At 69.1% G+C, this 25,340-nt stretch carries 31 protein-coding genes; 14 read left to right on the forward strand and 17 right to left on the reverse strand.

Annotation, left to right across the window (positions count from 1 at the left end):
• Positions 1-92 precede the first annotated feature (92 nt).
• From fahA to AVL48_RS02855, 3 genes are all read right to left on the reverse strand, one after another.
• Complete coding sequence (gene fahA / locus AVL48_RS02845) at positions 93-1,268, reverse strand: fumarylacetoacetase (protein WP_061983781.1); 1,176 nt, start codon at positions 1,266-1,268, stop codon at positions 93-95.
• Complete coding sequence (locus tag AVL48_RS02850) at positions 1,265-2,110, reverse strand: hypothetical protein (RefSeq protein ID WP_061983780.1); 846 nt, start codon at positions 2,108-2,110, stop codon at positions 1,265-1,267. The genes fahA and AVL48_RS02850 overlap by 4 nt, the downstream gene beginning before the upstream one ends.
• Positions 2,111-2,189: 79 nt before the next feature.
• On the reverse strand, positions 2,190-2,723 hold the full coding sequence (locus AVL48_RS02855; protein WP_061983779.1) for a MarR family winged helix-turn-helix transcriptional regulator: 534 nt from the start codon (positions 2,721-2,723) through the stop codon (positions 2,190-2,192).
• A 149-nt stretch (positions 2,724-2,872) separates the two neighbouring features.
• On the opposite strand from AVL48_RS02855, the gene AVL48_RS02860 reads away from it, so the two are divergent.
• The 3 genes from AVL48_RS02860 to AVL48_RS02870 are packed head-to-tail and all read left to right on the forward strand — an operon-like array spanning position 2,873 to position 5,483.
• Complete coding sequence (locus AVL48_RS02860) at positions 2,873-3,493, forward strand: DUF1989 domain-containing protein (RefSeq protein ID WP_061983778.1); 621 nt, start codon at positions 2,873-2,875, stop codon at positions 3,491-3,493.
• Positions 3,490-4,617 carry an oxidoreductase gene (locus tag AVL48_RS02865; RefSeq protein WP_061983777.1) on the forward strand — a complete coding sequence of 376 codons (1,128 nt, stop codon included), beginning with the start codon at positions 3,490-3,492 and terminating at the stop codon, positions 4,615-4,617. The genes AVL48_RS02860 and AVL48_RS02865 overlap by 4 nt, the downstream gene beginning before the upstream one ends.
• Positions 4,614-5,483, forward strand: a complete 870-nt coding sequence (locus AVL48_RS02870; protein ID WP_061983776.1) for a polysaccharide deacetylase family protein — start codon at positions 4,614-4,616, stop codon at positions 5,481-5,483. The genes AVL48_RS02865 and AVL48_RS02870 overlap by 4 nt, the downstream gene beginning before the upstream one ends.
• Here AVL48_RS02870 and AVL48_RS02875 read toward each other — a convergent pair.
• Positions 5,471-7,033 (reverse strand): PucR family transcriptional regulator, encoded by a 1,563-nt coding sequence (locus AVL48_RS02875; protein WP_061983775.1) that lies wholly within the window; start codon positions 7,031-7,033, stop codon positions 5,471-5,473. The genes AVL48_RS02870 and AVL48_RS02875 overlap by 13 nt on opposite strands.
• A gap of 118 nt (positions 7,034-7,151) precedes the next feature.
• Here AVL48_RS02875 and AVL48_RS02880 point away from each other — a divergent pair, with 118 nt between their 5' ends.
• The 3 genes from AVL48_RS02880 to AVL48_RS02890 are packed head-to-tail and all read left to right on the forward strand — an operon-like array spanning position 7,152 to position 9,651.
• Positions 7,152-8,381 carry a serine/threonine-protein kinase gene (locus tag AVL48_RS02880; protein ID WP_061983774.1) on the forward strand — a complete coding sequence of 410 codons (1,230 nt, stop codon included), beginning with the start codon at positions 7,152-7,154 and terminating at the stop codon, positions 8,379-8,381.
• Between the two features lie 56 nt (positions 8,382-8,437).
• On the forward strand, positions 8,438-9,064 hold the full coding sequence (locus AVL48_RS02885; protein WP_061983773.1) for a ClpP family protease: 627 nt from the start codon (positions 8,438-8,440) through the stop codon (positions 9,062-9,064).
• Entirely contained in the window at positions 9,061-9,651 is a 591-nt protein-coding gene (locus AVL48_RS02890) for a ClpP family protease (RefSeq protein WP_061983772.1), read from the forward strand. Before AVL48_RS02885 ends, AVL48_RS02890 begins: the two co-directional genes overlap by 4 nt.
• A gap of 4 nt (positions 9,652-9,655) precedes the next feature.
• On the opposite strand, the gene AVL48_RS02895 is transcribed toward AVL48_RS02890, so the two are convergent.
• Positions 9,656-10,003: a helix-turn-helix domain-containing protein gene (locus AVL48_RS02895; RefSeq protein ID WP_061983771.1), complete on the reverse strand. Its 348-nt coding sequence runs from the start codon at positions 10,001-10,003 to the stop codon at positions 9,656-9,658.
• 92 nt (positions 10,004-10,095) lie between these two features.
• Positions 10,096-11,031: a GlxA family transcriptional regulator gene (locus tag AVL48_RS02900; protein WP_061983770.1), complete on the reverse strand. Its 936-nt coding sequence runs from the start codon at positions 11,029-11,031 to the stop codon at positions 10,096-10,098.
• A 115-nt stretch (positions 11,032-11,146) separates the two neighbouring features.
• Here AVL48_RS02900 and AVL48_RS02905 point away from each other — a divergent pair, with 115 nt between their 5' ends.
• Positions 11,147-11,482 carry a cupin domain-containing protein gene (locus tag AVL48_RS02905; protein WP_061983769.1) on the forward strand — a complete coding sequence of 112 codons (336 nt, stop codon included), beginning with the start codon at positions 11,147-11,149 and terminating at the stop codon, positions 11,480-11,482.
• Between the two features lie 231 nt (positions 11,483-11,713).
• Here AVL48_RS02905 and AVL48_RS02910 read toward each other — a convergent pair whose 3' ends face one another.
• The 4 genes from AVL48_RS02910 to AVL48_RS02920 form a co-directional block, all read right to left on the reverse strand.
• A complete protein-coding gene (locus AVL48_RS02910) occupies positions 11,714-11,890 on the reverse strand; it encodes a CsbD family protein (protein WP_061983768.1) in 177 nt (58 codons plus the stop codon).
• Positions 11,891-11,931: 41 nt separating this feature from the next.
• A complete protein-coding gene (locus tag AVL48_RS02915) occupies positions 11,932-12,351 on the reverse strand; it encodes an ATP-binding protein (protein WP_061983767.1) in 420 nt (139 codons plus the stop codon).
• A gap of 85 nt (positions 12,352-12,436) precedes the next feature.
• Positions 12,437-12,643 (reverse strand): hypothetical protein, encoded by a 207-nt coding sequence (locus tag AVL48_RS38055; protein WP_074038050.1) that lies wholly within the window; start codon positions 12,641-12,643, stop codon positions 12,437-12,439.
• Positions 12,644-12,665: 22 nt separating this feature from the next.
• Positions 12,666-13,961, reverse strand: a complete 1,296-nt coding sequence (locus AVL48_RS02920) for an MFS transporter (protein ID WP_061983766.1) — start codon at positions 13,959-13,961, stop codon at positions 12,666-12,668.
• Positions 13,962-14,047: 86 nt separating this feature from the next.
• Here AVL48_RS02920 and AVL48_RS02925 point away from each other — a divergent pair, with 86 nt between their 5' ends.
• A complete protein-coding gene (locus AVL48_RS02925; protein WP_061983765.1) occupies positions 14,048-14,461 on the forward strand; it encodes a helix-turn-helix transcriptional regulator in 414 nt (137 codons plus the stop codon).
• A gap of 65 nt (positions 14,462-14,526) precedes the next feature.
• Entirely contained in the window at positions 14,527-15,057 is a 531-nt protein-coding gene (locus AVL48_RS02930) for an EF-hand domain-containing protein (protein ID WP_177242295.1), read from the forward strand.
• A 331-nt stretch (positions 15,058-15,388) separates the two neighbouring features.
• Here the strand turns inward: AVL48_RS02930 and AVL48_RS02935 are convergent, their stop codons facing one another.
• Positions 15,389-15,649, reverse strand: coding sequence for a hypothetical protein (locus AVL48_RS02935; RefSeq protein WP_061983718.1), 261 nt, complete (start codon positions 15,647-15,649; stop codon positions 15,389-15,391).
• A gap of 810 nt (positions 15,650-16,459) precedes the next feature.
• Here AVL48_RS02935 and AVL48_RS02940 point away from each other — a divergent pair.
• On the forward strand, positions 16,460-16,810 hold the full coding sequence (locus AVL48_RS02940; protein WP_061983717.1) for a helix-turn-helix domain-containing protein: 351 nt from the start codon (positions 16,460-16,462) through the stop codon (positions 16,808-16,810).
• Between the two features lie 208 nt (positions 16,811-17,018).
• Positions 17,019-17,960: a hypothetical protein gene (locus AVL48_RS02945; RefSeq protein WP_244162276.1), complete on the forward strand. Its 942-nt coding sequence runs from the start codon at positions 17,019-17,021 to the stop codon at positions 17,958-17,960.
• A 6-nt stretch (positions 17,961-17,966) separates the two neighbouring features.
• Here AVL48_RS02945 and AVL48_RS02950 read toward each other — a convergent pair whose 3' ends face one another.
• A complete protein-coding gene (locus AVL48_RS02950; protein WP_061983716.1) occupies positions 17,967-18,200 on the reverse strand; it encodes a hypothetical protein in 234 nt (77 codons plus the stop codon).
• 193 nt (positions 18,201-18,393) lie between these two features.
• On the opposite strand from AVL48_RS02950, the gene AVL48_RS02955 reads away from it, so the two are divergent.
• Positions 18,394-19,095 carry an esterase/lipase family protein gene (locus AVL48_RS02955; protein ID WP_061983715.1) on the forward strand — a complete coding sequence of 234 codons (702 nt, stop codon included), beginning with the start codon at positions 18,394-18,396 and terminating at the stop codon, positions 19,093-19,095.
• A 24-nt stretch (positions 19,096-19,119) separates the two neighbouring features.
• Here the strand turns inward: AVL48_RS02955 and AVL48_RS02960 are convergent, their stop codons facing one another.
• From AVL48_RS02960 to AVL48_RS02970, 3 genes are all read right to left on the reverse strand, one after another.
• On the reverse strand, positions 19,120-21,417 hold the full coding sequence (locus tag AVL48_RS02960; protein ID WP_061983714.1) for an ATP-binding protein: 2,298 nt from the start codon (positions 21,415-21,417) through the stop codon (positions 19,120-19,122).
• Between the two features lie 6 nt (positions 21,418-21,423).
• Entirely contained in the window at positions 21,424-22,038 is a 615-nt protein-coding gene (locus AVL48_RS02965; RefSeq protein ID WP_061983713.1) for a TetR/AcrR family transcriptional regulator, read from the reverse strand.
• 82 nt (positions 22,039-22,120) lie between these two features.
• Positions 22,121-22,972 carry a poly(ethylene terephthalate) hydrolase family protein gene (locus AVL48_RS02970; RefSeq protein WP_061983712.1) on the reverse strand — a complete coding sequence of 284 codons (852 nt, stop codon included), beginning with the start codon at positions 22,970-22,972 and terminating at the stop codon, positions 22,121-22,123.
• Positions 22,973-23,394: 422 nt separating this feature from the next.
• Between AVL48_RS02970 and AVL48_RS02975 the strand changes: the two genes are divergently transcribed.
• Positions 23,395-23,778, forward strand: coding sequence for a hypothetical protein (locus tag AVL48_RS02975; RefSeq protein WP_061983711.1), 384 nt, complete (start codon positions 23,395-23,397; stop codon positions 23,776-23,778).
• Here AVL48_RS02975 and AVL48_RS02980 read toward each other — a convergent pair.
• A complete protein-coding gene (locus tag AVL48_RS02980) occupies positions 23,761-24,006 on the reverse strand; it encodes a hypothetical protein (protein ID WP_244162277.1) in 246 nt (81 codons plus the stop codon). The genes AVL48_RS02975 and AVL48_RS02980 overlap by 18 nt on opposite strands.
• A gap of 277 nt (positions 24,007-24,283) precedes the next feature.
• Here AVL48_RS02980 and AVL48_RS02985 point away from each other — a divergent pair, with 277 nt between their 5' ends.
• Complete coding sequence (locus AVL48_RS02985) at positions 24,284-24,724, forward strand: hypothetical protein (RefSeq protein ID WP_244162278.1); 441 nt, start codon at positions 24,284-24,286, stop codon at positions 24,722-24,724.
• 135 nt (positions 24,725-24,859) lie between these two features.
• On the opposite strand, the gene AVL48_RS02990 is transcribed toward AVL48_RS02985, so the two are convergent.
• A complete protein-coding gene (locus AVL48_RS02990) occupies positions 24,860-25,288 on the reverse strand; it encodes an AfsR/SARP family transcriptional regulator (protein WP_244162279.1) in 429 nt (142 codons plus the stop codon).
• Positions 25,289-25,340 lie beyond the last annotated feature (52 nt).

A 25,340-nucleotide genomic window follows, 5' to 3' on the forward strand; every position in this document is an offset into this window, starting at 1 on the left:
CTCCAGGATCTCGTCCTGAGGCGTTGCGCGGCAGTCGTTTCCTGTTGCGACTGCGAGGCCGCAACAGGACGGCGTACTCATACCGGCCACGCTCACTTCGACGGCAGAACCCGCCCCCGCACCTCACCGAACCCGATCCTCGCGCCATCAGCGCCCGGCGCGGATCCGGTGATCACGACCTCGTCGCCGTCCAGCAGGAAGGTGCGCTCCTCCCCCTTGACCGTGAGCGGTTCCTTGCCGCCCCACGACAATTCGAGGAACGCGCCGCGCTGGTGCTTTTCCGGGCCGGAGATCGTTCCGGAGCCGTACAGGTCTCCCGTGCGCGCCGAGGCGCCGTTGATCGTCATGTGCGCCAGCATCTGGGCGGGCGACCAGTACATCTCGCGGAACGGCGGGCGGGCGACCTCCTCGCCGTTCCATTCGATGACCAGGTCGATGTCGAGGCCCCACGGGGCGCTTTCCCGCAGGTAGGGCAGCGGTTCCGGATCGGTCTGGCCGGGCAGCGGGATCCGTGCGGCCTCCAGGGCCAGGATCGGGACCACCCAAGGGGAAATCGACGTCGCGAAGCTCTTGCCCAGGTGCGGGCCCAGCGGAACGTATTCCCACGCCTGGATGTCGCGGGCAGACCAGTCGTTGAGGAGGACCGCGCCGAAAACGTGCCGGGGGAAGGCATCCGGGGTGATCGGGGTGTTCAGCGGGGTTCCGGTGCCGACGACGAAACCCATTTCCGCTTCGATGTCGAGCCGCGTGCTCGGCCCGAACACCGGCGTGGCGTCGGCCGGGGCCTTGCGCTGGCCGCTCGGGCGCACGATGTCCGTGCCGGAGACCAGGACCGTGCCGGACCGCCCGTGGTAGCCCACCGGGAGGTGTTTCCAGTTGGGCAGCAACGGTTCCGCGTCGGGGCGGAAGAGCCTGCCGACGTTCGACGCGTGATGTTCGGAGGCATAGAAGTCGACGTAATCCGCCACTTCGAACGGCAGGTGCATCCTCACCTGTCCGACCGGATACACCGCGCCGTCGGGGACTTCACCCGAGACCAGTGCGCGAATTCGTTCCCGGACCGCCACCCAGCGGTCGTATCCCTGTGCCATGAACGGGTTCAGCGACGGCGCGGCGAAGACGTCGTCACCGAGTGCCGCCGCCAGGTCGAGGACCGAGTCTCCGACGCGGACGCCGACGCGCGGGGAATCACCGTCGACGGAGAACACGCCGTAGGGCAGGTTGCCGATGCCGAACAGGGAGCCGGCGGGGATGTCGATCGTGGTCATGCCTCTCCTCGGGGCGTCTCGAGCAGGCCGAGGCCGGTCAGCTCGGTCAGGGGGTCGGTGATACTGCAGGTGCCGAACGACGTGAAGCCCGCGCGGACGGCGGCGGCCCGGTCCGCGTCCCATTCCCGCAGCCGCGAAGCGACGACTGCGCCGTCCCGTTCGGCGAGCAGGGCTTCGGGATCGCCGTCGGCGCGGAGGACGGCGTCGGTGGCGAGCAGCAGGTTCAGGAACCCGTGCTGCTCGAAGCCGGTCTCCGGATCGGTGTTGCGGAGCGCGTGGTGCAGCCCGGCGGTGGCCTTGAAGGGGACGCCGGCCTCGACCGCCGTCCGGACCGCGGCGGCGAGTTCGGTCTCGTCGGGGTACAGCTCGGCGCGGACGCCGCCGGTGCGGAACTTCGCGCGGTGGCCGGTGCGGGAAAGGGACCTCAGCAACGGGATCCGCCGGTCGTCACGCGGGATCTCGACGAACACCGGGGCGGTGGCGCCGCCGATCGCGGCGAGTACCTCGTCCGGCCCCATCCCGTCCGGGACGGCGATCTCCAGGGCGTCGAGTTCGACCGGCAGCGTGGCGACGGTCTTGAGCACGCCGTCGAGCCGCGTGGGCCCGCCGGACAGGGTCACCGAGACCGGCAGCGGGGCCGCCCGTTCCCCCAGCACTTCGGCGAGTTCACCGAGCGCGGTGGCGGCGACGACGAGCGGGCCGACGAGGTCGGCGTACCAGGCGGAGACGTGGTCGTCATGCGCGGCGACGGCGTCCGGCAGCGGAGCCAGCCCCGGCGGGAACACCGCGGCGTCGTCACACAACCCGGCGAAGAGCGCGGGAATCCGTCCGCCGTCCACCATGGTCTCCTCCTCGCCGATTTAGTTCACACTTTGACTACCCTCGGGCAGCGTAGTCCGGTCTTCCTCGCGACGGGAAGGCCTAGTTGCGGCTGCGGGTACCGAACTCGGCGCGGCTTGTGATCAGCTTGCCCAGCAGCATCACGAGGATGCGCTGTTCGGTCTCGGTCAACGCGTTCGTCCAGCCGAACTCGCGCTCGTTGTGCTCGCGGAAGACCGAGACCATCTCCTCGTGACCCACCTCTGTCAGCGACAGCTGCACCGAACGGCCGTCGCGCTCGTCCGGGACCCGGTGGAGCATCCCCTCCCCGACCAGCGTCTTGACCAGATTCGACACCGCCGCCCGGCTCATCCCGGTCAACCGGGCCGCGCTCGTCGGTTCGAGCGGCCCGGCGAGCCAGACGACGAACAGCAGCCGGAACGCCGACCACGACCGGCCGCGTGGCCGGTGCACCGCGGCTTCGAGGTCGTAGGTCACCAGGTCGGAGGCCCGGTTGAGGGTCAGCAGCACCTCGGTCGCCAACTGGTGACGGAAGCCGTACTCCTGCGCGAGCCGCCGGTTGGCCAGCGCCACGAACGACCAGAAGTCCAGCCCGGCCGCGTCCACGTCTTCCATCACCGCACATTAACCCGGTGCCGTGAAAATGGTCAAAGTCGAAACTAGTTTGCCAACCTTGAGCTGTCTGGAGATATTCACATTTACTTTGGCAATCGGTGGAGACTCCTCCATGGCGAACCGTCCGCCTTCACCGGTTTGCTGGAGGCATGAGCAGAACGCAAGTCCCCCCGGCGACAGCCAAGGCCGTCCGGGTCGCCGCCGGAGACCTCGTCCGGGTGATCGACGTCGAAGGAGGCCAGGTCGGCGACGTGTTCGCATTCACCGAAGCCGGCACCGGGGCCGAACTGACCGAGCATCACAGCGCCGCGCACACCCGCGCCGCGATCGACAGGCTGTTCCCCGCCGTCGGCGAGGCCTTCGCGACCGATCGGCGCCGCCCCATCCTGACCCTGGTCGAGGACACTTCGCCCGGCGAGCACGACATGCTGATCCCGGCCTGCGATCCGGCAAGGTACGCCGCGCTGGGGGCTCCTGGTCACCGATCCTGCGCGGTGAACCTGCGTGAGGCGCTGGACGAGCTCGGCCTGAGCTTCGCGGGCCCGACTCCCCAGCCGATCAACGTCTTCATGCGGGTCCCGGTCGCCGAGGACGGGCGGCTGAGCCGGCTCACCGCGTCGTCGCGGCCGGGCGACGCGGTGACGCTGCGGGCCGAAGTGGACTGCGTCGTCGTGGTCTCCGCCTGCCCGCAGGACCTCGTCCGGATCAGCGACGCCGACCTCTCCCCACTCGCCATCGAAACCGTCCACAATGGAGGAAACCCGGCATGACCACCACCGTCGGCCACGCCCACCCCGCGCTGGCCCCGATCACACTCGGCGGTCTCACCCTGCGCAACCGCTACGCCGTCGCGCCCATGTCCCGCGTCTCGGCCCGGCCCGACGGCACGCCGACCGGCGAAATGGCCGACTACTACGCCGAATTCGCCCGTGGCGGCTTCGGCCTGGTGTTCAGCGAGGGCACCTACCCCGACACGGCGGCCAGCCAGGGGTACCTCAACCAGCCGGGGCTCGCGCGTGACGAGCACGTCGCGGGCTGGCGTGTGGTCACCGCCGGAGTGCGCGCGGCAGGCGGGCGGATGATCGCCCAGCTCATGCACGCGGGGGCGATCTCGCAGGGCAATCCACACCAAGAGCACACCGTCGGTCCTTCGCCCGTCAAGCCGCGTGGGGAGATGATGCGCGCGTACGGCGGTTCCGGGCCGTGGCCGGTGCCCCGGGAGCTGACCACCGCCGAGATCGACGACGTCGTCGCGGGCTTCGCCGCCGCGGCCGAGCGCGCCCGCCAGGCCGGATTCGACGGAGTCGAGGTGCACGCGGCCAATGGTTACCTGCTCGACCAGTTCCTCACCGACTACACCAACCAGCGCACCGACTCCTACGGCGGACCGGTCGCCAACCGGATCCGGCTGACCGCCCGGGTCGTGTCCGCCGTCGCGGAAGCCGTCCCGGACCTGCTGACCGGGGTTCGGCTGTCACAGACGAAGGTCAACGACTTCACCTACCGCTGGCCCGGCGGCCGCGACGACGCCGAGGTGATCTTCGCCGCGGTCGCCGAGGCGGGCGCGGATTACCTGCACATCGCCAGCGAGGGGCGGAACTGGCTGGAGACCGCGAGGCTGGCCGACGGTGGCACCGTCACCGCCCTCGCCCGTCAGATCACCGGCCTGCCGGTGATCGCCAACGGCGGGATGCACGACCTCACCCAGGCACACGAGGTCCTCACCGGCGGGCACGCCGACCTGCTCTCCCTCGGGCACGGCGCGCTGGCCAACCCGGATCTGCCCGCCCGTGTCGCCGCGGCGGAACCGCTCGCCGAATTCGACCGCGCGATGGTCACCCCGACGGTCACGGTGGCGAACGCGCGCCGGTGGCGGGAGAGTCGGCAGGCGTGACGGAACCGAACTGGCACGGCGGCGCGGCCGCGGTGGCGACCCTGACCTTCGACGTGGACGCGGAGTCCCCGATCCTCGCGCGAGGGCGGGGCTACGCCGATCACCTGTCGACCATGTCCCATCAGGCATACGGGCCACGGGTCGGGGTGCCGCGCATCCTCGACCTGCTGGACGAACTCGCCGTACCCGCGACGTTCTTCGTGCCGGGCTGGGTCGCCGAACAGCGGCCCGGCCTCGCCGCGGCGATCGTGGAGCGCGGGCACGAGGTGGCCCACCACTCCTACAGTCACCGGCCGCCGACCGCGATGACCGCGGCCGAACAGCGGGCCGATTTCGAGCGCGGTATGACGGTCTTCGCGAGCCAGGGCATCGAGATCAGCGGGCATCGCGCGGCGGGCTGGGAGTCCACGTGGGACACTCCGGGTCTGGTGGCCGAATACGGCCTGAGCTACGACTCGTCGTTGATGACCGACGACCGCCCCTATCTGATCGAGACCGGGGCGGGCCGGATCGCCGAGCTGCCGGTGCACTGGTCGCTCGACGATTGGGAGCAGTACGCGTTCCTTCCCGCGCCCCAGATCGGTTCGATCATCGCGTCGCCGGTGCGGGTGCTGGAGATGTGGCGCGCGGAACTGGACGCAATGCGCCGTCATCGGTGCCTGTTCAACCTGTGCCTCCACCCGTTCCTGTCGGGCAGGCCGGGACGGCTGGCCGCGGTACGGGCGCTCATCGAATTCGGACTCGGCCTCGGTGACGTCCGGTTCGCCCGGTGCCGGGACGTGGCGGCCGCGGCGCTGGCCGATCCGGCACTGCCCGCCGAACCCTTGCGGCGGCTGGAAGCCGACCCGGCGGTCTATCCAGGCTGAGTCGCCTCCAGTGCCAGGAACAGGTCGACCCGGTCGGCGGTCCGCCCGACGTCCCGGCCGGTCAGCTCGGTGACCTTCGCCAGCCGGTTGCGCAAGGTGTTGACGTGCACGTACAGGGCGGCGGCGGTGGCCGCCCACTGGCCGTCGTGGTCGAGGAACGCCCGCAGAGTCGTCTCGAGTGCGCCGTCGCGGGCGCGGTCGTGCTCGCGCAGCGGACCGAGCAGGGCGTCGGCGAAGGCCCGCCGCCATTGCTCGTCGTGCGATTCCAGCAGCAGCCGGTAGCTGCCCAGTTCGGCGAAACTCGCCGCCACCGGGCCGCCGCGCCTGCCGCGGAGCACGCGGCAGGCTTCGCGGCTGCGCGACAACGGCGTGCGCAGGTCGGCCGCGCCGGAGACGGGATCGGCCAGCCCGACGACCACGCGCCCGCCACCGAGCCGGTGGGACACCGCCGCTGCCAGCCGGGGCGCGAACGTCGCGGGTGACCGGGCGCCCGGCCGCCAGGACAGCACCGCCACGACGTCCCGGCTGCCCGCCGCCACGACCGCGGGCAGCCCGTCCGCCAGCAGGAAATCCGTCACGGCCTCCGCCATCCCCGGCCGGGTCGCGGCGTCGTCGTCGCCCGCGAAGGCCAGCGCGAACACCGCCAGGGGGCCGTCCGGGTCGACGCCGAACGCCCGCAGCCTGCCGGGTACCTCCGCGACCCGCTGCGCGCCGGAAAGCACCATGTCCAGCAACTCGACGGCGAACCGCATCTCGATGGCCTGCACCGCCTGGTGCCGGGCCACCTCCAGGCTGAGGTAGCGGGCGGTCTGCTCCAGCGCGTCCCGCTCCGCCCGCGTCAGCTCGGCCACGGGACGCAGGCAGAGCAGCGCGGCGTCGGCGTCGCCGAGCGCGCCGACCGGGAACAGCGCCGCCCGCGTTCCCGCGCCCAGCTCCGCCTCCAGCGGCGGCGGATGCCCGGCCAAGGCCTCCGCCGCGGCTCGCCGCTGTCCGGCGTCCAGATCGGCACCGGCTGAGGCGAGCTCGCGGCCCATGCGGTCCACGACCGCCAGCGGCAGCTGGTGTTCCCGGCGAAGGACCGCCAGCACCCCGGAAGCCCCGTCGCCTCTCGACAACGCCGAGGTCAGCTCGTCGCCTCGGCGCACCAGCGACATCAGCGCGTTCTGCCTGCCCTTGGCCTGGATCGCCGCCGCGGCGCGGGTGACCGCCGTGAACGGCACCGCCACCGAGATCTCCAGCAGCGGCAGCCCGGCGGCACGGCACGCGTCGGCGAGCGCCGCAGGCGTGTCGCGCTGCTCGACGCGCAGCCCGAAGATGATCCCCGCCGCCCCCGCGCGGACCACCCGCGCGACGAAGTCCGCCGGATCGACGCTGTCCAGCCACAGGCCGTTGGTGAGTACGACCTCGCGCTCACGCACGTACGGCCCGGGATCGGGCAGCTCGGTGTTGTGCACCCACAGCACCTGCCCGGTCAGCGCCCCTTCGCGACCGGGCACGACCACGCGCAGTTCGAGATCCGGGTCCTCGACCAGCGCCGCCAAGGTGAGCATGGCTGGGAATATATCCAGCTCGCACCGGTCATCTTGGATGATCAGCCATTTCATCGGTTTTTCATGCTCGCGAACTAGCGTGCGCTCGAAGACACTTCGGGATTCGAGGAGACCAACTGTGACGGCTGTTTCGCGCACGATCGCCGAGCGCTACACCCTGCTCGAGAAGCTGGGCGGCGACGGGACGGCCGTGCTGTGGCGTGGCGAGGACGGATCCGGAGGCCGCGCAGTCGCGCTCAAGGAACTGACCCTGCCCACGCTCGACGAGCACGCCCGCGCGGCGCTCGTGGAACGGCTTCGGCGCGAGGCCATGGCCGGGGTGGATCACCCGGCGGTGGTACCCGTCCACGAGGTCGTGGTCGAGGACAAGACGGCCTTCCTCGTGATGCCCTTCGTGGAAGCGCGGACCTTGGAGGACTTGACGTCGTCCGGCCCGCTGGAGCCGCGTTTCGTGGCGGAAATCGGCGGCAAGGCGCTCGCCGCGCTCGCCGCCGCGCATACGGCGGGTGTCGTGCACGGCGACGTGCGGCCCGCGAACATCCTGGTGTGCCCCGACGGCGCGGTGAAACTGACCGGCTTCGGAATCGCCAAGGCCCTCGATCCGGCAGGCACACCGGCCTTCCTCGCCCCCGAAAAGATCGCGGGCCATGACGGCACTCCCCATTCCGACCTCTGGTCGCTCGGCGTGACGCTCCTCAGCGCGAGCGAAGGCGGGAATCCGTTCCAGCGGGTGAATGTCGCGGCCACGTTGTACGCCGTGGTCAACGAGCAGCCGTCCTTCCACCGGACGTACGGGGCGCTCGCGGACGCCATCCGCGGGCTGCTGGCGAAATCACCACAGGCGCGCATGCTGCCGGATCAAGTGCTTCCGCTGCTGGCCCAGGCCGCCAGCGGAGTCGAGCCCCCGGCACCCCAGCGGCCAGGGCTGACCCCGCCCTCCGTGTTCACGGTCCTGGCAGGGGTGGCGGGCATGGTGCTCGGCTTCGCACTGTTCGCGAACGCGATGCTGGTGCATCAGGCGTACTACTTCTTCGAGTTCGCGCATCTGTGGATCACGGTGGGAGACGCCGGCTTGGTCCTCGCCGGAGTGGCCGCGGTGGCGGGTGGCGCGAGCCTGCTCGCCAGGGTCCGGGCGGGGCAGACCATGCTCAGCGTCTCCGCGCTGCTGGCACTGCTCTCGCTGTGTCTGCTGACCTTCGTCGGCGAGGATCGGACGCACCTCGGCCTTCCGGTTCAACCGGGTCTCACCATCGATGTCCTCGTTCTCGTCTTCGCCCTCACCGTGGCGGGCGTCGCCTGGTTCGTCCCGGCCCGGCGGTCCACAGTGGAGCGTCCTGCTGTGGGCTGATCCGCTCACAGCAGAGAAACCGGCGGACGGCACGGCTCCGGCGGCATGGTCGGGGCATGAGCGATCACGAGAAACAACCACTCTTCGACCACCGGCTCCGGGAACGGTTCTTCAGCCGGCGTGTGCTCGTCCTCGACGGCGCGCTCGACGACGACAACGGGACGGTGCTCACCACCCAGCTGCTGTCGCTGGCGGCCGAAGATCCCCGCAAGGACATCGCGTTGTGGATCCACTCCCCCGGCGGATCGGTCCCCTCGATGCTGGCCATCCGCGACGTGATGCGGCTCGTGCCGTGCGACGTCGCCACCCTCGCGCTGGGACTGGCGTGCAGTGCCGGGCAGTTCCTGCTGTCCGCGGGCACCCCCGGCAAACGGTTCGCCCTGCCGCACGCGCGAATCCTGATGCACCAGGGCTCGGCCGGCATCGGCGGTTCGGCCGTCGAAGTGGAGGTACAGGCGGACGATCTGCGCTACACGCGCGACACCGTGCTCGGCCTCATCGCGGAGGACACCGGGCAGCCCATCGACCGGATCTTCGCCGATTCCTTGCACGATCGCTGGTTCACCACCGAACAGGCACGCGAATACGGCTTCATCGACCACATCGTCGAGAGTCTCGACCAGGTCGTTCCCGTCCGCACCCACAGGCTCGGCCTCGGCTCGGAAAGGGGTGTCGGCGCATGAGCACCTACACCATCCCCAACGTCATCTCGCGCAGTCCCGCCGGCGAGCGGATCATGGACGTCTATTCGCATCTGCTGTCGGAGCGGATCATCTATCTCGGCACGGCGATCGACTCCGGCGTGGCGAACGCGTTGATCACCCAGCTGCTCTACCTGGAGGCGGACAACCCGGAGCAGGAGATCAACCTCTACATCAACTCCGAGGGCGGCGACCCGTCGGCGATGCTCGCGCTGTACGACACCATGCGCTTCATCAAGGCGCCGGTGGCGACGACCTGCGTCGGCCAGGCCGTCGCGGCGGGCGCGATCCTGCTGGCCGCGGGCGAGGCGGGGCACCGGTTCGTGCTGCCGCACACCCGGGTGGTGCTGCACCAGCCCGCGGCGCAGGGCCGCGGCACGATCCCGGATCTCATCCTCCAGGCCGACGAGGTCGTGCGCGTGCGGACGCAGCTCGAAGAGATCCTTTCCGCGCACACCGGTCGCGCCGTGGCGGACCTCCGGCACGACACCGACCGCGACCGCGTGTTCGACGCGGCGGGCGCTGTCGCCTACGGGCTCGCGGACCGCGTCCTGGATCAGCGGAGCTGAGGGCTCAGGCGGCCATGAGCACGGGTCCCGCCGGACGGCGGCCGACCGCGAGACCCGTGCCGCGGCGGCGCCGCACCGTACCCGCGATGCCGACGAGCAGATCCGCCAGGTCGACCCCGAGCGCGCCGGTGACCGCGGCGATCATCTCGCTGGAAGGCTCTTTGCGGCCGCGCTCGATCTCGGACAGGTATTGCGGGGAGATCCCGGCGCGCTCCGCGACGTCGACGAGGCGGCCGCCCTGCTCCTCTCTGGCCGCGCGCAGGCTCTGGCCCAGCACGTCACGCCACAGCGGTTCCGGCTCGGGGGTTTCGGTCGAAGCACGCTTCTGGTGGAAAGGGAGGATGTCCGCCATACGGTCATCGTGACATCCGCACGGCGCCCGAGTGCGCCGTTCCGCTCAAGGCGAAACGAGCGGGGTGGCCCGCCACAGGCCACCCGTCCAGGTCACGAGCCCCGGAACGCCCGCCGATAGGCACCCGGCGTGGTCCCGACCTGCGCCCGGAACCGGCGGCGAAGGTTGACCGCCGACGTGAGCCCGACGCGGGTCGCGATCACTTCCACCGGCAGATCGGTCTCCTCCAGCAGGGTGCGGGCCTCGGTCACCCGGCGCGACAGGAGCCAAGCGCCCGGCGTGGTGCCGAGCCGATCGGCGAACCGCCGGGCGAGAGTGCGGGGCGAGACGCTGAGGTGCGCGGCCAGGTCGCTCACCGAGAGCGGCGTCCCCAGTCGCGCGCCCGCCCAGCCGAGAAGGCCGTCCAGCTCGTCCGCGGGTGGCGGGGGCGGGACGTACTGCGCCTGACCACCGTCGCGGTGTGGCGGCATCACCATGTGCCGCGCGACGAGTGCGGCGTGTGCGGCTCCGTGGTCCCGCCGAACCAGGTGCAGGCAGAGGTCGATCCCCGCACCCGCCCCGGCGCTCGTGGCGACGTCGCCGTGGTCGACGTAGAGCACGTCCGGTTCCACGCGCACCTGAGGGAATTCCTCCCGCAGCCGGGCCGCGTTCGCCCAGTGCGTGGTCGCCGCGCGGCCGTCCAGCAGCCCGGTGCGCGCCAGCGCGAACACGCCGGAACAGATCGTGACGAGCCGCGCTCCCCTGGCGTGCGCGCGCAAGAGCGCCCGGCGCACGGGGGCGGACAACGGTGCGTCCACCGGCGCCCAGCCGGGGATGAGCACGGTGTCCGCGGCCGCCAGCGCGGAAAGGCCGCGGGTCACCGACATCGCGTACCCGGCGGTGGTCGGCACCGGGCCGGGTTTCTCCGCACAGACATCGAATTCGTAGTACCGCGGCACCCCGGCCCGCGCCGTCCCGAACACCTCGGCGGCGATGCCGAGTTCGAACGTCGACTGGACCGGCCGCACGAGAGCCGTCACGCGATGCATGGCCGCTTCTTCTCTGTTCCTGGCGGCCACCGGAACCACTTCATGGCAGGAAAGTACCCCATGGTGTCTTCACTGACACTGTCCGACCGCACGAAGATCGCGGCATGCTGTGTGCATGCACCCCGAGATCCTCGCCCAAGAGGGCTACACTTCCGTCTCTGTCAAGGAATCCCCCGTTCGCGAGATCTTCCCCGGGATCCGCGTTCGTCCATTGTGGACGGGAGCGAACGGGGCGCACGCCAACATGCTGGAAATGGACCCCGGTACTTCGTGGCCGCGTCGCGATGTCCACGAACCAGGGCCAGAGGAGGTGTACGTCGTCTCAGGCACGTTCAACGACGGCGCGCGTGACTACCCGGCCGGGACCTTCCTGCACGCTCCGGCCGGTTCGTGGCATGTGCCCGCGTCGGTGACGGGGTGCACGCTCTTCGTCTTCTATCCCGAGGGATGAGCGTCACCGGGGCGCGGCAGCGAAGGATTTCGACGCGGCGCGCCGTCAGGTCGCGGATCACCGCGCTGGACAGGTCGACGCCCTCGAAGACCACATCGGACAGCCGCGGACGCCGTCCTGGTCACGCCGTCGAGATGGACGGGTCTCCCTGAGCCGGACCGTATCGCGGCGAGCTGCCGGTCACACGAAAAAGGGTCCACCCTGAGGCGGACCCTTTTTTCGGTTGCTCGCTCAGTCCCCGACGCCCTTCACGGCATCCTTGAGCTTCTCTCCGGCCTGCTTCACGTTGGCCTTACCCTGCTCGGCCTTGCCTTCGGCCTGCCACTGCTCGTTGTCCGTGGCGTTCCCGACGGCTTCCTTGGCCTTGCCCTTGAGCTCTTCCGCCTTGTTCTCGGCTTTGTCGTTCATCAGGCCTCCGTTCGTTGTCGTCCGCTACCCTCGGATACCCCTCAGGCCGATTCCGAAACACCTTCGGAGTAAGTGAGTTCGGCCCACACGGTTTTGCCGTTGTCGCGGACTTCCTGCCCCCACGCCGAAGAGCAGGCATCGATGAGAGTGAGACCGCGGCCACCGTCCTCTGACGGTGGACGGGGGGCGGCGGGCGTCCTGTCGGCGTCGTCGACGTCGATCCGCACCCGGCCGGGCGACCGCGTCAGCCACACCCGCCGCGGCCCCTTACCGTGCCGCAACGCGTTGGAGACCAGCTCGTCCAGCACGAGGATCGTATCCGCCAGCGCCTCTTCCGTGAGACCGGTGAGTCCAGCCCGCGCCCAAGCGCGCACTCGCGCGGACTCCGTCACGTCAGTGCCGACGTCCAGCGTCAGGCTCTCGACCTGGCCACCGGTCCGCGCGGCTTGCTCGGTGGACACGGGGGGACCTCCATGTTCTCCGTGACCCGTCGGGAGGGCCACACCGATCTAGTACCCCGGGCACGGCGATCCTTAACTTCCTGCTTCATCGCTCGCTCCCCGTGTGACCGCACGGGTAGACCGTCTTCGCGGCGAGGGCTTCACACGAGGGGCAATTGTTCACCGGCCGCTCGCGACGGCCCCAGAAGGGGTGGGTGGCACCGCAGAGCGCGGTGACCGGGACGCCGCGGCCGGGATCGGGGTTGCAGACGGGACAGTAGGCATGCGCCGCGCGCTCGATTCCGGCGGTCATCCTTTTCCCTCCGTCCAGGTGTTCAAGCCGTCGGTCTCATGGTCTCACGCCGGGCGTCCGGTTGGGGTGGGTTCGCCGGACTCGCCACCGGTTCGCTCGCCGCGTCCCGCATCGTCCGCAAGGGTTTGACCAGGACGAAAGCCACCCCGCAGCAGATGACCGCCGAGGCGAGAACCAGTCCGGGCAGAACGCCGACCACGGTGCCGACCAGGCCGCCGGCGACTCCACCTAGGGTCCCGGTGCCGAACACCACCGAAAGCGCGGTCCCGTTCACCCGCCCCATCATCTCCGGCGGGGTGATCCGCTGGACCAGACTGAGCACGAGGATGTTGAAGACCGAGTCGGCGAAGCCGATGAGGAACTGGCTCACGACCAAGGTGATCATCGCGGGGCCTTGCCCGCCGACGGGCAGTACCAGGAAACCCAGGCCGGTCACGAAGATCGACATCGCCAGCGTCCGGCCGAGGCTGAGCCCGCGGGCGATCGCCCCGGCCGACACCGCCCCCAGGATGAGCCCGGCCGTACCGATCGCGAACGCGAGACCGACCGCGCCCGGGCTCAGCTTCGCGTGGTCGTAGGCGAAGACCAGCACGAGTGTGTTCGCCGTCGCCACTCCCAGATTCACTGTCGTGCTCGCGAACATCAGATTGCGCAGCCGCGCGTCGGACCACAACATCGCCAGCCCCTCTTTGGCCTCCCTCAGTGCCGAACGCGGCTTGTCCGGCTTGATCGCGGCTGGTTCGCGGTGGCGCATCAGCAGCAGTGAGACCAGTGAGGCGAGGAACGACAGCGCGTCGGCCAGGATCGCCAGTGCAGCGCCGAGGAACTGCATCAGCCCACCCGCGGCGGCCGCGCCACCCACCTCGGCCACCGCCCGGGAGGTCTGCAGCCGTTCGTTGCCCGCGACGATCCCGTCCGGTCCGGCGAGCGTCGGCAGAAAGGACTGGGCGGCGACCTCGAAGAACACCGTCAACACCCCCACCACTCCGGCCACGACGAACAAATGGCCCAGCGTGACCGCGTCGAACAGGTACGCGACCGGGACGGAACCCATCGCCACCAGCCTGCCGATGTCGGCGAGGATCATCGTCCGCCGGTGCGAGACCCGATCGACCCACACGCCCGCCACCGAACCGAGCAGCACGAACGGCACGAACCGCAGCGCGGCCAGCAGGCCGACGTCCCACGCGGTTCCACCGGCGCCGAGCAAGGCGACGGTCGGCAACGCGATCCGCGAAACCTTGTCCCCGAAAGCGCTGATCGTCTGACCGATCCACAACCGCCGGAAGTCGCCGGAAAACGCGAACGGTGAAGGCATGAAAGTCCAATCGGAGAAGGAAAAATCAGCCTAAGATCCAATAGACGTCATAGCCGGGTCGGTTATTCGAACTCGAGGGAGTGGAAATGCCCCAGCGGCGGCTGGTCGGTTCCGGGGGAATCGCGGGAATGACCCAGTTGCACCAGGCGGCACCTCTGGTCGAGCGGCAGCACGCGATCATCGAACTGCTGCGGGTGCGGGCGCCGCGCCGGGTGGCAGGCGCGGACCTCGCGACGGCGACCGGGGTGAGCCTGCGGACCGTGGAGCGCGACATCACCCGGCTGCGCGAGGCGGGCGTTCCCATCACCATCCACCGCGGACCTCGCGGTGGATACGGCATCGACGCCCGGTCCGCGCTGCCGCCGATCTCGCTGACACCGGGCGAGGCTTCCGCGCTGATCGCGTCGCTGGTCGCCGTCGGCCCGTACACCTCGGCGGTGGCGCAGTCCGCACTGGGCAAGCTCCTCGGCGCCCTCACTGAGGGCGCCGTCCCCCGTTAGTGGGTCGCCGTGGCCCCTGAATGGCCGATGTGTCACTACGGCATCCGGTCCTATCGTTCGGTCGCATGGCAAGCGACTTGCAACGACGCAAGATCTCCGGGGTCTTCGCCGCGATGGACGGCGACGGTGACGGTTTCCTTCAGGAGCAAGACTTTCAGGCTCTCGCCGAGCGCTGGGCGCGGCTGCGTGGCCCGGGTGACGAGCGACGGCTGACCGGCATCATGCTGAGCTGGTGGTCGACGTTGCTGGCCGCCTCGGACCTCGACCGCGACGACAAGGTCTCCCTCGACGAAGTGCTGCTGGTGGTGGACAAGCTGCCGGACACGCCGGAGGCCGTGACCGCGACGGCCGACGCGATGTTCGAAGCGATCGACGAGAACGAGGACGGCCTGATCTCCGCGGCGGAGTACCGCCGGATGATCGAGGCCTGGAGCGGCCGCCCCACCGACACCGACACCACGTTCCCGCTGCTGGACTCCGACGGTGATGGCATGCTGTCGCGGACCGAGTTCGCCGCGCTGTGGCTGGAGTTCTGGGCGGGCGACGACGCCGGAGCGCCGGGGACGCTCGTGTTCGGACCGCTCGCCGTGTCGTGAGTGACGATTCGGGTCAGAACCCTCTCTTAAGTACCTACTCGTCACCTGCGGTCTTGCTCGCGTGAAGTACATGATGGCCCCCTTCCTTGCGCTAGGCGCAAGGAAGGGGGCCATCATGTACTGGGAAAGGTGTGAAGGACTCCTGCAGGAACGCCGAGTCCCTTCGCCCCATCGCACACGCCGACCGGCAACCCACACCAGCGGACAACCAAATACAAGTCCCCAAAGAGTCCTTCACAGACCAGCCGCTACCGGGCCCACCCGCTATAGGCACCTGGAACGACCCCGGCCAGCACCCGAATCGCCACTCACGACCCGGAGCCGCCGCTCCTCAGGCACCGAGACGGCTGTAGAGGCGGCTCGCCAGCGACGCGGCCAGCTGGTTCAGCGCGCCATGGGGTTCGACTTGCGCGAAGCGGCCCAGCAGTTCCGCCGCCGCGTAAGCCTCGGCCTCCGACAGCAACGCCGCGAACCGTTCCCGGCGCCCCCGCTCCATCAGCCGGGTCAGGGCCTCGGCGTACTCGTCCAGGTCACGCACCCCGACCAGGCCGTAGCGCTCGTCGAGCGGATCCCGCATGACCTCGTCGCTCATGCCCGTGAGCCCCTCTTCCCGTACTCCGTCCGACACGCCGGAGAAAATCTATGCCGACCGGAGTAGACATTCAACGACGGGTGCGTGTAGTCTTCTCTTCGTACCGAGAGAGACAACGTCAAGCAGGCGCGGGAGAGAACGTAACTACCCGCGAGGTGAGACAAGGCGGTCAGGCAGGACGGAGCCGATCAAGGAACAGGTTCCGGCTGGTGACCGGGAGCAGTACTCCAGGACCGTGTTGTGAAGAGGTTTTGCCAGGTAGTACCGGTCCTGGAGCAGCAGTATCGAAGTGTTGGCAGTACCGAAGTCGAGCAGTATCAGCAGTAGGCAGGACCGGTCAGGTGCCCGGAGCCGATCAGTGAACGGGGTTCCTGGCAGTGACCAGCGGCGTCAGCGTGCTGGGACCGATCAGTGAAAGGGTTCCAGCAGTGACGTTTGCAGTAGCTGAAGTAGCAGTAAGTGAAGTAGCAGTACCAGTAGTTGCAGTACCAGCAGTTGAAGTCGCAGTACCAGTAGTTGCAGTACCGGTAAGTGAAGTCGCAGTACCCAGTAAGTGGAAAACACAGGAAAGAAGGGAACGGCGTCATCATTGGATCGCCCGCGGCGGCCAGGTAGTGCCGCGCGGGTGCCGTAGTTCCATCGAGTTCGGAGGTGGTTCTCGGTCACGAATCAGCGATCCCCGCAAGGTTCGGCTTTCCGCCGGACGCGGGTGCAGGAAGCCGGCGAGCAAGCCGGTTGACAATGGTGAAACCCAACCCTGAGGGCCCCGGGTGCCGCTTGGCACCCGGGGCCCTTCGTGATGGAGGTGGAATGATCCCTGACCAAGAAGGACCGGCCACGCCCAGCGGGGCCGACAGGTTCGACGACGAGCACTACCCCGCGTACACCATGGGCCGGGCCGCCGACATGCTCGGCACGACCCAGGGTTTTCTGCGCAGCCTCGACGAGGCCGGCCTGATCACCCCCCAACGGTCCGCCGGCGGGCACCGTCGTTACTCGCGGCACCAGCTGCGCCAGGCCGCCAGGGTGCGGGAAATGGTCGACCAGGGCACCGCCATCGACGCCGCCTGCCGCATCGTCACCCTCGAAGACCAGCTCTACGAAGCTCAGCAACTCAACCGATCCCAAGGCCTCGCCAACGAAGGCAACACGCGCGACTGAACAGACCACCTCTCTCCGCCCCTTCGGCACGCGGCTTCAACGCCGCGTGCCGTTCGCATGTGCGGGGCGGGAATACGCTCCTCCGTACGCCGCCGTAACACCTAGGCCGTCCAGTCGTATGCGAAGCGATATCATTGAGACGACGGTGCCGAGTAGGAGACACTTTCCGTCTTGACCCACGGAACTCCTACCGTGAACCGAGGTCCTCATGCGCCGCGAATTCCGCGTTTCACTGCTGTCCGCTTGCCTCGCCGTGTCCCTCGTCCAGGTTCCCGTCGCCGCCGCAGCACCCGCTTCGGACACAGGCGGGACGCGCGCCGCGTTCTGCTACGAAGAACCTGTGCAGCCGAAAGCCGATGTAAGTGACATCAAGGCCGCTTTCCAGTCTTCGAAGTGGCTGCAGACGATCCAGGCCGTGTACAAACGACGGTGGCCCAGCGGCGAAGGCCTCGCGATCGCTCAAGCCAACGACAAGTATTTCAGCCAGTTCGTCGAAAAATCCAGTTTCAACGCCCTCGCCGAATCGCTGATGGTGGCCATTCACGAGGAGACCCATATGTGGGACCTGGATCCGTCGAGAACGTCCTGGGACGTCTACATGTCCGCGTGGATCAACGCGTCCCGGAAGGCGATGAAGGTGCCGCTGCACGGCGGATTTCCCCGCCGCGAGATCCTGCCGCTGATCACGGACAAGCTCACCGCCTCCATGGACGACATCTACCTGCGGGACGCGCAGCAGGGAACGTACCGCCTGCAGGGAGTCCTCGCCGAACTCAACGCCGGGCTCATGGGTCTGCCCGCGGCGACGGTCGTCGCCGAGTACATCCAGGGCGTGGGAGCGAGCAATTCCAGGGACATCGTCGCCACCAACATGCGTTATCTTCTGCTCTACCTGCGCACGGCCAAGACGAAACACGCCGACTACTGGACCAAGATCAAGGCCGAACCCGCGCTGCGCGAACTGGTGCTCATCGAGTTTCTCCGGTCGGCGTACTGGCTCGACCAATCCGCGTCCTATGCCACCAAACTCGGCAGTGCGGACGTGGACAAGATCGTCGCCAAGAACTACGCCCCGGAGAACATCGCGATAATCGAGGAATTCACCGGAGCCAAGGTCAACGTGAGTTCACCCAGGAACTGCACGGCCTGAGATCTCTCAGCCGTTCTGTTCGCGGTCACGGCCACTCGCGGCCGCCTTCTCCCCCCGGCGGCGCAGTTCAGCCCGCTCCGACCAGTCGTGGATCACGTCGTATCCCGCCATGGTGAGCCCGATCAGGCCGACGATACCGGTGATCACCGAGGCCGGGATCAGGTCGCGCATCGAACACACCACGGCGGCGACCATGAGCAAGATGCCGATACCGAGAGTCCACTTCGCGAAGCCGCTCACGCCGCCACCACCCCTCCGCCCTGTCGAAGTACATGATGGCCCCCTTCCTTGCGCCTAGGTACAGGAAGGGGGCCTTCACGTACGTAGGGACATCTCCGTAGTTCTGGCGATGTCCCGGCCGCGCGATCACGAGACGGTGTGTGCCTGTCACCGAGACCGCGAGGGTCTCGGCCAGGTGCGAGGAGAAAGTCTCATGAAGCGTGCGCGTCGCAGTGTGGCGGCCATCGCGGTGGCCGCCATGGCCACCGTCGGGGTCCTTGTCCAGTCCTGGGTTCCCGCCGCCGCGGCGGATTCGCCGGTGGCCGCCGAACGCGATCCGGTGATCTTGATCCACGGGTTGTTCGGCAGCCCGGCCAACTGGACCGAGTTGGCGGCCTCGCTGAAGCAGGCCGGGTACCGCGACGATCAGGTCTTCACGTTCGGCTACAACACCACGACGCAGTCCAACGTCGTCACCGCGGAACAACTCGGCGCGAAGGTCGATGAGGTGCTGAGCCGCACCGGCGCGTCGAAAGTGGACCTGGTCGGCCATTCGATGGGCAGCCTCAACAGCCGCTACTGCGTGAAGTACGGCGCGTGCGCGGGCAAGGTGGACGACTGGGTGTCGCTGGCCGGGCCGAACAACGGCACGGCCAACGCCGGTCTCTGCGGGTGGCAGGTCACCTGCCGGGAAATGCGGCCCGGCTCCGGATTCCTCACGAAGCTCAACGCGGGCGAGACGTTGCCCGGCGACGTGGCGGGCACCGTCATTTGGTCGCCGAACGACGGCGTGGTCACCCCGGCCACCAGTTCGAAACTGGACGGCGTGCACAACATCGAGGTGCCCGGTGTCAGTCATCTCGCGATGCTGCGTGACGACAAGGTCGCCGACTTGGTGGTGCGGGCGCTGGCGTGACCGGACTTCACGCGGCCCACGGGATCAGTTCTCGTGGGCCGCGCGGCGTTCGATGACCCAGACCGTGAGCTGGGTGCGGTTCGCGAAACCCAGCTTCGTCAGGATGTGCTGGACATGGGTGTCGGCCGTGCGCTGGGCGATGACCAGACGGCGCGCGATTTCCCGGTTCGTCATTCCCGCGGCGACCAGATCCGCGACCTCGGCTTCCCGCCGGGTCAGCGGGGACACCGAGGGCGGGAGCCGCGGGGGCTCCTCGATGCGGTCCTCCCCCGTACCGCCGGCGGCTTCGGCCGGGGTCATCGACCGTCCCTCGGCGTACGCGCGCTCGAACCGGTCGAGGCCGAGGGCGTCGCGGGTGGCGTCGCGGAAGCATCGGTGCGGGATCGACACGGCGACGTCGGGAGTCGCCCCGCAGCGGTCCCACATGGTCGCCGCCGTGCCGAAAAGCCGGGCCGCCCGGGTGTGCCCGCCCTGCCGCGACGCGACCCAGGCCAGCCCGTCGACCCGGTACGCGGCGGACAGCTTGTCACCGGCGCGCAAGTCGATCCGCAGTGCCTCGCGCATCGCCGTCTCAGCGACCTCGGCGTCACCGAACCACACCTCGACGACACCGATTCCGAAGAGGGCCATCGAGCGGTAGTGGCTGTCCCCGGCGTCCTCGCACAGCGACAACATCCAGCGCAGCAACGCCCGCGCGAGGTCGAGGTCACCGCGGTAGGCCACCGAGACACCGAGGATGAACAGCGGATGCATCTGCCTGCGGACGTCGCCACGTTCGGCGAAGGCCCTCACCGCCTTCGCGGCCAGTTCGACTGTCGGCTCGGTACACAGCATCGCGGCGAAGCTGCGCACGTAGTCGAGGTGCGCGTCGGCCTCCGCGGTGTCGAGGGCCGCCGCTTCGTCCAGCCGGGCGCGGGCCGAGGGCAGGTCGGATTGGAACAACGCGCACAGTGCCGACGTGCTCAACGCGAGGGCCCGCCCAGGCTCGTCCTCGTCCACGGCCGCCAGCGCGCGATCGATCCACTCACGGGCCTCGCGTGCGGCGCCGCTCATCACGAAGTACTCGGAGACGCGGGTCGCCATGCGCAGCGCCACGCCTGCTTCGCCGGGCTCGGTGAGTGACCACGTCAGCGCGACGCGCAGATTCGCGTGCTCGGCGCGCAGCCGGTCGTTCCACTCTGGCTGGCGTGGCCCGAACCATTCGGCGTCGGCGTCACGGGTCAGCCGGTCATAGTGGTCGCGGTGCCTGCGGGCGGCCTCGCGATCCGCGTTCCGGGCCACCAGCTGCTCGTGGCCGTAGTCGCGCAACGTCTCCAGCATTCGGTAACGCACGGTCGAACCGACGTCCTCTCGCTGCAGCACCGACATGTCGATAAGACCGTCGACGGCGGCGAGGACGTCCTCTCCGCGTGCGCCGCCCGCGCAAACGTGCTCCGCCGCGGCCAGGTCGAACGATCCGGCGAACACCGAGCACCGCGCCCAGACCACCCGCTCGGCCTCGGTGCACAACGCGAAACTCCAGTCCGCCGTGGCCCGCAGGGTGCGCTGCCGTTCGGGCACGGTGCGTGAGCCGGTGCTCAGTACCGCGAGGCGGTCTTCGAGCCGCCGCGCGATCTGGTGCGGCGACAGCGCCCGGATACGGGCCGCGGCGAGTTCGATGCCCAGCGGCAGCCCGTCCACCTGACGGCACACCTTGGCCACGTCCGGCCCGTTGTCGTCGGTGAGCCGAAACGATGGCAATACCGAGCAGGCGCGATCGACGAACAGCTGGACGGCCTCACTGGCTTCCAGCTCACGCACGGAGGTGCCGTGTCCGGATGGGACGGTCAGCGGCGGCACGGCGTGAACGTGTTCACCGGCCACGCCGAGGGACCGCCGGCTGGTGCACAACACCACCAGCCGTGGGCAGTGGCGCAAGAGGGTGGTGACCAGCTCGGCGCAATCCGCGACGAGATGCTCGCAGTTGTCGAGCACGAGCAGAAGTTGTTTCTCGCGCAGATAGTCGGCGACCGTGTGGAGGGTGGGCTGGACCGACCGGTCGTGCAGTCCGAGCCGGTGCGCGATCAGCCCGGCGAGCAGGCGCTCGTCACGCGCTTCGGCGAGCGGCACGCCGATCACCCCGTCGGCGAACGCCCGGCGGAGCCTGGCCGCGACCCGTTCGGCGAGGCGGGTCTTCCCCACCCCGCCCGGACCGGTCAACGTGACCAGCCGCGCGGACCCGAGCAGCCTGCGTACCTCCGCACCCTCCTCCTGCCTGCCGACGTAGGTGGCCAGGTCCGTCCAGGCGGGGGGCGCGTCAGCGGTGCGGGAATCAGTCCACATGACCGGTCACCTCGACCGGCCTGACCCCGCGGGGTCCCCGGGCCGCAGCATCCGGATGGCCAGCTCGGCATAGGCGTCGGCGAGGTCGGCGGCCCCGTAGCCGGGGGTGGGCACGAACCAGTACGGCGCCCGTACCCCCATGCTCGCGATCGCCGCCGTGGTCGCGACGAGTTCGGAGCCGTCGAACAAGCCTTGTTCGACGCCACGGACGCCGGCCTCGACAGCGATCTGTTCGGTGCGTTGCCGCAAGGCCAGGACCTCCCCGGCGCGCGCCGGGGAAAGATGATGCAGTTCGTCGTTGGTGACGATGGCCAGCAGCGGGTACGTGACGTGGTTGAGCACATGGGTGCGCACCAGTTCCCGGATCTGACTCACCGGGTCGGGGTCGCATTCGGCGATCGTCCGCTCGAACGAGGCCAGCAGCACACTGTGTCCGATGTGGACTATCCGCGTCAGGATGTCCTCCTTGGCGGCGAAATGCTCGTACAGACTGGGCGCCTTGATCCCGATCGCCGTGGCGATCTTCCGCACGCTGGTGGCCGGATAGCCGTGATAGGCGAACAGGCGCAGCGATTCCAGGAGGATGCGCGACTCGGTACCCGTGCTGGTCCCCGGCGGCAACCGCGGCTCCGCCGCACGGACCCTGGTCAGTGCGGTGAGGTCGCGGGGTTGCGGGTTCTCGTTCAGTGTGCCGGCCCTTTCCTCAGACCTGGCCGCTCTCGGCCTTGTCGTTCCGCCGCACGTCGCTCCACTCCGGATCCGTGCACAGCCCACAGGAGGGACCGGCGAACTCGGCCTTGGCCCGCTCGTCTCCCTTGAGACGATAGGTGAACCACGCCGTGAGGACACCACGGAACCTGCCGCCGTCGAGCGCCGGTTCGAAGTGGCCCGCGCCCTTCAGTTCCGCGTAGACCGCGGGAATCTGCTCGGCCGCCTCATAGAACGGAAGCACGATCGAGCCGGGTTTGACGATGGTGTCCGTCTGCCCGGCGAGGAAGAGCGTGGGCCCGTGGAGCTTGCCCGCGTCGGCCAGCGGCCCGGGCTGCAGCGCGATCGTCGTGGTGACTATCGGATCGGCCCCGGCGTTGATCGCGCCGGCCCCGCCCTGCGAATGCCCCGCCGATCCGATCGCCTTCGTGTCGACCTTCCGGTGGTAGCGACTTCCCGGCCGCTGATTCTCTCCGATGAGCCATCGGGCACCGCCGAGCATCGCCTTGCCGTCATTGGCGAACGGCGTGTTGGCCGCCGCGACGATGAACCCGTATGAGGCCCAATGCCGCAGCAGTCCGTCGTAAGCCGCCGGAGTCGCTCCCGTGCCGTTCCCCCAGACGATCACCGGATGCGGAGCGCCCTGGTCGAGCACCGCCGGCCGGTAGAACGTGTGACTCAGCCCGGTGTCGACCGCGACGGCGAACGGCCCGGGTTCCGCCCACCGCGGGTCGACCGAGGAAGCCGCCGGATCGGCGGTCTCGGCGGCGTGTGCGGCCGGCGCGACCAGAACCGCCGCGAACGCGACCACGACAGCGAGAAATACGCGACCAGGGAACAACGTCATTGTTTCCTCCCTAACGATTGTTAGGGACAATCGCAGCACCGACCACCGCTGTCAACCCGCCGCTGAACCGTCACTCGCGGGCTACGCGAACGAACCGCCGATTTGTCATGGACGTGCCAAGTTCGCGAGGGTGACCATGCCCGATGTGCCGACGACATGGTTGCGACCACGGGCGCGGAAGTGCTAAGAGAGAATTAGCACTCTGCAACTCCGAGTGCTAATCGGGTGCCCGTCGCGCCGTCGGGCGATCCCATGACCCTTTGAGCATCACCGGAGCACGTGACATGACAGTCGTGATCATCTTCAGCGCCGTGGTAACCGGCATCGTCGGCATGGTCGTCGCCGCCGCACGGAGATATCACCTGGACGATCTCAGCCGAGACTGACAGAAACCCCCCGCGAATCGAAACGAAGGGCTTTTCATGGGGCTGGACAAGGTTTGGATCCGTACGCTCAGCGATGGCCTCCTGCGCGCCGACCAGATCATCGGCCTGACCGCGCATGCCACACCTTCGATACCCGGCAAATCCCCGCGGTGGCTGCTCGACGTCACCGTCGCCGTGCCGGCGGGCAGCGGCAACAACAGTGGCTGGGACGTCGGGATCCTGCATCGCACGCTCATGCAGACCCCGACCGAACCGGTCGAGGCCCCCGAGGTGCTGGCCGCTCTGCTGGCCCGCTTGGCCGACTCCGGCGCGGCGGGGATCATCACGCCGGTGGCCACTCGCGCACCGGGCGCGGCGGGGATCATCCGGTTCGACTTCCGCGCTTTCCCCAACGAAGCTTCTTCACCGGAGGCGCCATAGAAAGACGATCACGAATTTCGACCCACCGTTTCCTCGGAGAACGACCCGATTTCGCAGGTTGTCGAGGAATTCGACGATGTCGCTTTCGATCTCCTCCGCGAATTCGCGCTGTTCGTCCTGCGAGATGTCGTACAGGTCGGTGTCGATGTCGTAGGTGGCGCGCCTGCCGGTCACGGGATCCAGCGTTTCGAAGGCCAGTCCGAGCCAGCGCCGCGGGTCGACGACCACGGTCGCTCGCCAGGTCGACCCGCCGGGGTACCGGCTTCCGCGGTGACCACCACCGTCCACGGGGTGCTCTCCTGGATCTCGCGAAGGAAGTCCAGAAGCCGATCAGACGGGCACCGTGGATGGTCCTTAGCCGTGGCCGGTGGTCCGCCGGAACTGGTCCGGGCGGCCGGTCTCTGAGCCCGCTGACCCCGTCTGGTCCGCGGCCTCTGGCGAGCGGGCCGACCGGAGTCCGGTGCCGCCGCGCAACCGGAGAGGTGTCCGGCTACGTCTCAGGCACATGAGATGGACAGCGGCGTGTCTGGTACTGGTGCTGGCGGGATGTGGCGCGGTCGGCGGTGAGGGGACGACGCGGCTGGAGTCCTTCGTGGGCCTCGACGGCCTGCACCAGAGGTCGGCGGACCTGCGACCCGCGGAACTGGGCACAGCCGAGGCACAGGCGTTCCGACGAGCGCTGGAGAGCGCCGAGATCACGAACGTGGACGAGGTCCGCGCGGCTTTGTCGTTCGTTCCGCCTGCCGACCGGCGTGCGTTCGCCTTCGCCGTGCCCGGTTGCGCCGAGACGAGCGCCGAGCTGACCGTGGCGCACGGCGCGCTGACCGTGCGGCTCACCGGCGGGGAGAACGTTCGCTGCGTTCAAGCGAACTATTTCCTCGCCGTCTTTTCCCTCGACCGTGGCTCGATACCGCCGACACCGAAATTGTCGACCTCGCCGCGCTGATGCTCGCCCGCGCCGAACCCGCGCAGGAACGTGTCGACGATGACGTCGGCGGCGCGCGCGTCGCTCAGGTCGGGGAGCTCCCGTGACGCGCTTCGTACGGACATCCGCTACATCGACGGGGCATTGCCAAGCGGATCACGGACGAACAAAGCCGGCCGGCGCGGCGCCCACAGCTCGGTCTCCAAGTGCTGATTTTGCCACCGCGACGGTGGATCGGCGGTCCAGTCGTGCCCGAAGACGGCGTACGGGTAGATCGACTCGGAACAGACCACCGGCCTGCGAGCGGATCGCCGAAGCGAGGCCGTGCGCGGAGAACACCCGGCGGATCCGGAAGATGTAGGTCCGGATGACGGCCTCACCGGTCGCCGGGGCCCGATAGCCCCACAGGCCGTCGACGAGCTCGCCGACCCGGACGAAACTGCCGCTGCGGGCGAGCAGCAGCATCAGCACGGCCTGCTGTTGCGGCGCGCCGAGGTCCAGCTCCGCGCCCCCACAGCTGAGCCCGGGCGGTCCGAGGACGGTCAACCGGCATCGAGGCGACACCCCTTGCTGTTGTCCGATCACGACTGCCCGGCTCCGCATATCGGAAGCAGGCTTGCCGGAACGGCCCCCGCGA

The organism is Amycolatopsis regifaucium (assembly GCF_001613935.1).
GTDB lineage: Bacteria > Actinomycetota > Actinomycetes > Mycobacteriales > Pseudonocardiaceae > Amycolatopsis > Amycolatopsis regifaucium.

Bases quoted from the DNA above. Each gene is read 5' to 3' on its own strand.
- AVL48_RS02935 (WP_061983718.1), bottom strand. From the start codon at position 15,649: ATGAGCGACGAGGTCATGCGGGATCCGCTCGACGAGCGCTACGGCCTG.
- fahA (WP_061983781.1), bottom strand. From the start codon at position 1,268: ATGACCACGATCGACATCCCCGCCGGCTCCCTGTTCGGCATCGGCAAC.
- AVL48_RS02900 (WP_061983770.1), bottom strand. From the start codon at position 11,031: ATGCATCGCGTGACGGCTCTCGTGCGGCCGGTCCAGTCGACGTTCGAA.
- AVL48_RS02960 (WP_061983714.1), bottom strand. From the start codon at position 21,417: ATGTGGACTGATTCCCGCACCGCTGACGCGCCCCCCGCCTGGACGGAC.
- AVL48_RS02985 (WP_244162278.1), top strand. From the start codon at position 24,284: ATGAGATGGACAGCGGCGTGTCTGGTACTGGTGCTGGCGGGATGTGGC.
- AVL48_RS38055 (WP_074038050.1), bottom strand. From the start codon at position 12,643: ATGACCGCCGGAATCGAGCGCGCGGCGCATGCCTACTGTCCCGTCTGC.
- AVL48_RS02905 (WP_061983769.1), top strand. From the start codon at position 11,147: ATGCACCCCGAGATCCTCGCCCAAGAGGGCTACACTTCCGTCTCTGTC.
- AVL48_RS02940 (WP_061983717.1), top strand. From the start codon at position 16,460: ATGATCCCTGACCAAGAAGGACCGGCCACGCCCAGCGGGGCCGACAGG.
- AVL48_RS02895 (WP_061983771.1), bottom strand. From the start codon at position 10,003: ATGGCGGACATCCTCCCTTTCCACCAGAAGCGTGCTTCGACCGAAACC.
- AVL48_RS02910 (WP_061983768.1), bottom strand. From the start codon at position 11,890: ATGAACGACAAAGCCGAGAACAAGGCGGAAGAGCTCAAGGGCAAGGCC.
- AVL48_RS02850 (WP_061983780.1), bottom strand. From the start codon at position 2,110: ATGGTGGACGGCGGACGGATTCCCGCGCTCTTCGCCGGGTTGTGTGAC.
- AVL48_RS02920 (WP_061983766.1), bottom strand. From the start codon at position 13,961: ATGCCTTCACCGTTCGCGTTTTCCGGCGACTTCCGGCGGTTGTGGATC.
- AVL48_RS02875 (WP_061983775.1), bottom strand. From the start codon at position 7,033: ATGCTCACCTTGGCGGCGCTGGTCGAGGACCCGGATCTCGAACTGCGC.
- AVL48_RS02975 (WP_061983711.1), top strand. From the start codon at position 23,395: ATGGGGCTGGACAAGGTTTGGATCCGTACGCTCAGCGATGGCCTCCTG.
- AVL48_RS02970 (WP_061983712.1), bottom strand. From the start codon at position 22,972: ATGACGTTGTTCCCTGGTCGCGTATTTCTCGCTGTCGTGGTCGCGTTC.
- AVL48_RS02955 (WP_061983715.1), top strand. From the start codon at position 18,394: ATGAAGCGTGCGCGTCGCAGTGTGGCGGCCATCGCGGTGGCCGCCATG.
- AVL48_RS02865 (WP_061983777.1), top strand. From the start codon at position 3,490: ATGACCACCACCGTCGGCCACGCCCACCCCGCGCTGGCCCCGATCACA.
- AVL48_RS02930 (WP_177242295.1), top strand. From the start codon at position 14,527: ATGGCAAGCGACTTGCAACGACGCAAGATCTCCGGGGTCTTCGCCGCG.
- AVL48_RS02925 (WP_061983765.1), top strand. From the start codon at position 14,048: ATGCCCCAGCGGCGGCTGGTCGGTTCCGGGGGAATCGCGGGAATGACC.
- AVL48_RS02945 (WP_244162276.1), top strand. From the start codon at position 17,019: ATGCGCCGCGAATTCCGCGTTTCACTGCTGTCCGCTTGCCTCGCCGTG.
- AVL48_RS02885 (WP_061983773.1), top strand. From the start codon at position 8,438: ATGAGCGATCACGAGAAACAACCACTCTTCGACCACCGGCTCCGGGAA.
- AVL48_RS02860 (WP_061983778.1), top strand. From the start codon at position 2,873: ATGAGCAGAACGCAAGTCCCCCCGGCGACAGCCAAGGCCGTCCGGGTC.
- AVL48_RS02890 (WP_061983772.1), top strand. From the start codon at position 9,061: ATGAGCACCTACACCATCCCCAACGTCATCTCGCGCAGTCCCGCCGGC.
- AVL48_RS02855 (WP_061983779.1), bottom strand. From the start codon at position 2,723: ATGGAAGACGTGGACGCGGCCGGGCTGGACTTCTGGTCGTTCGTGGCG.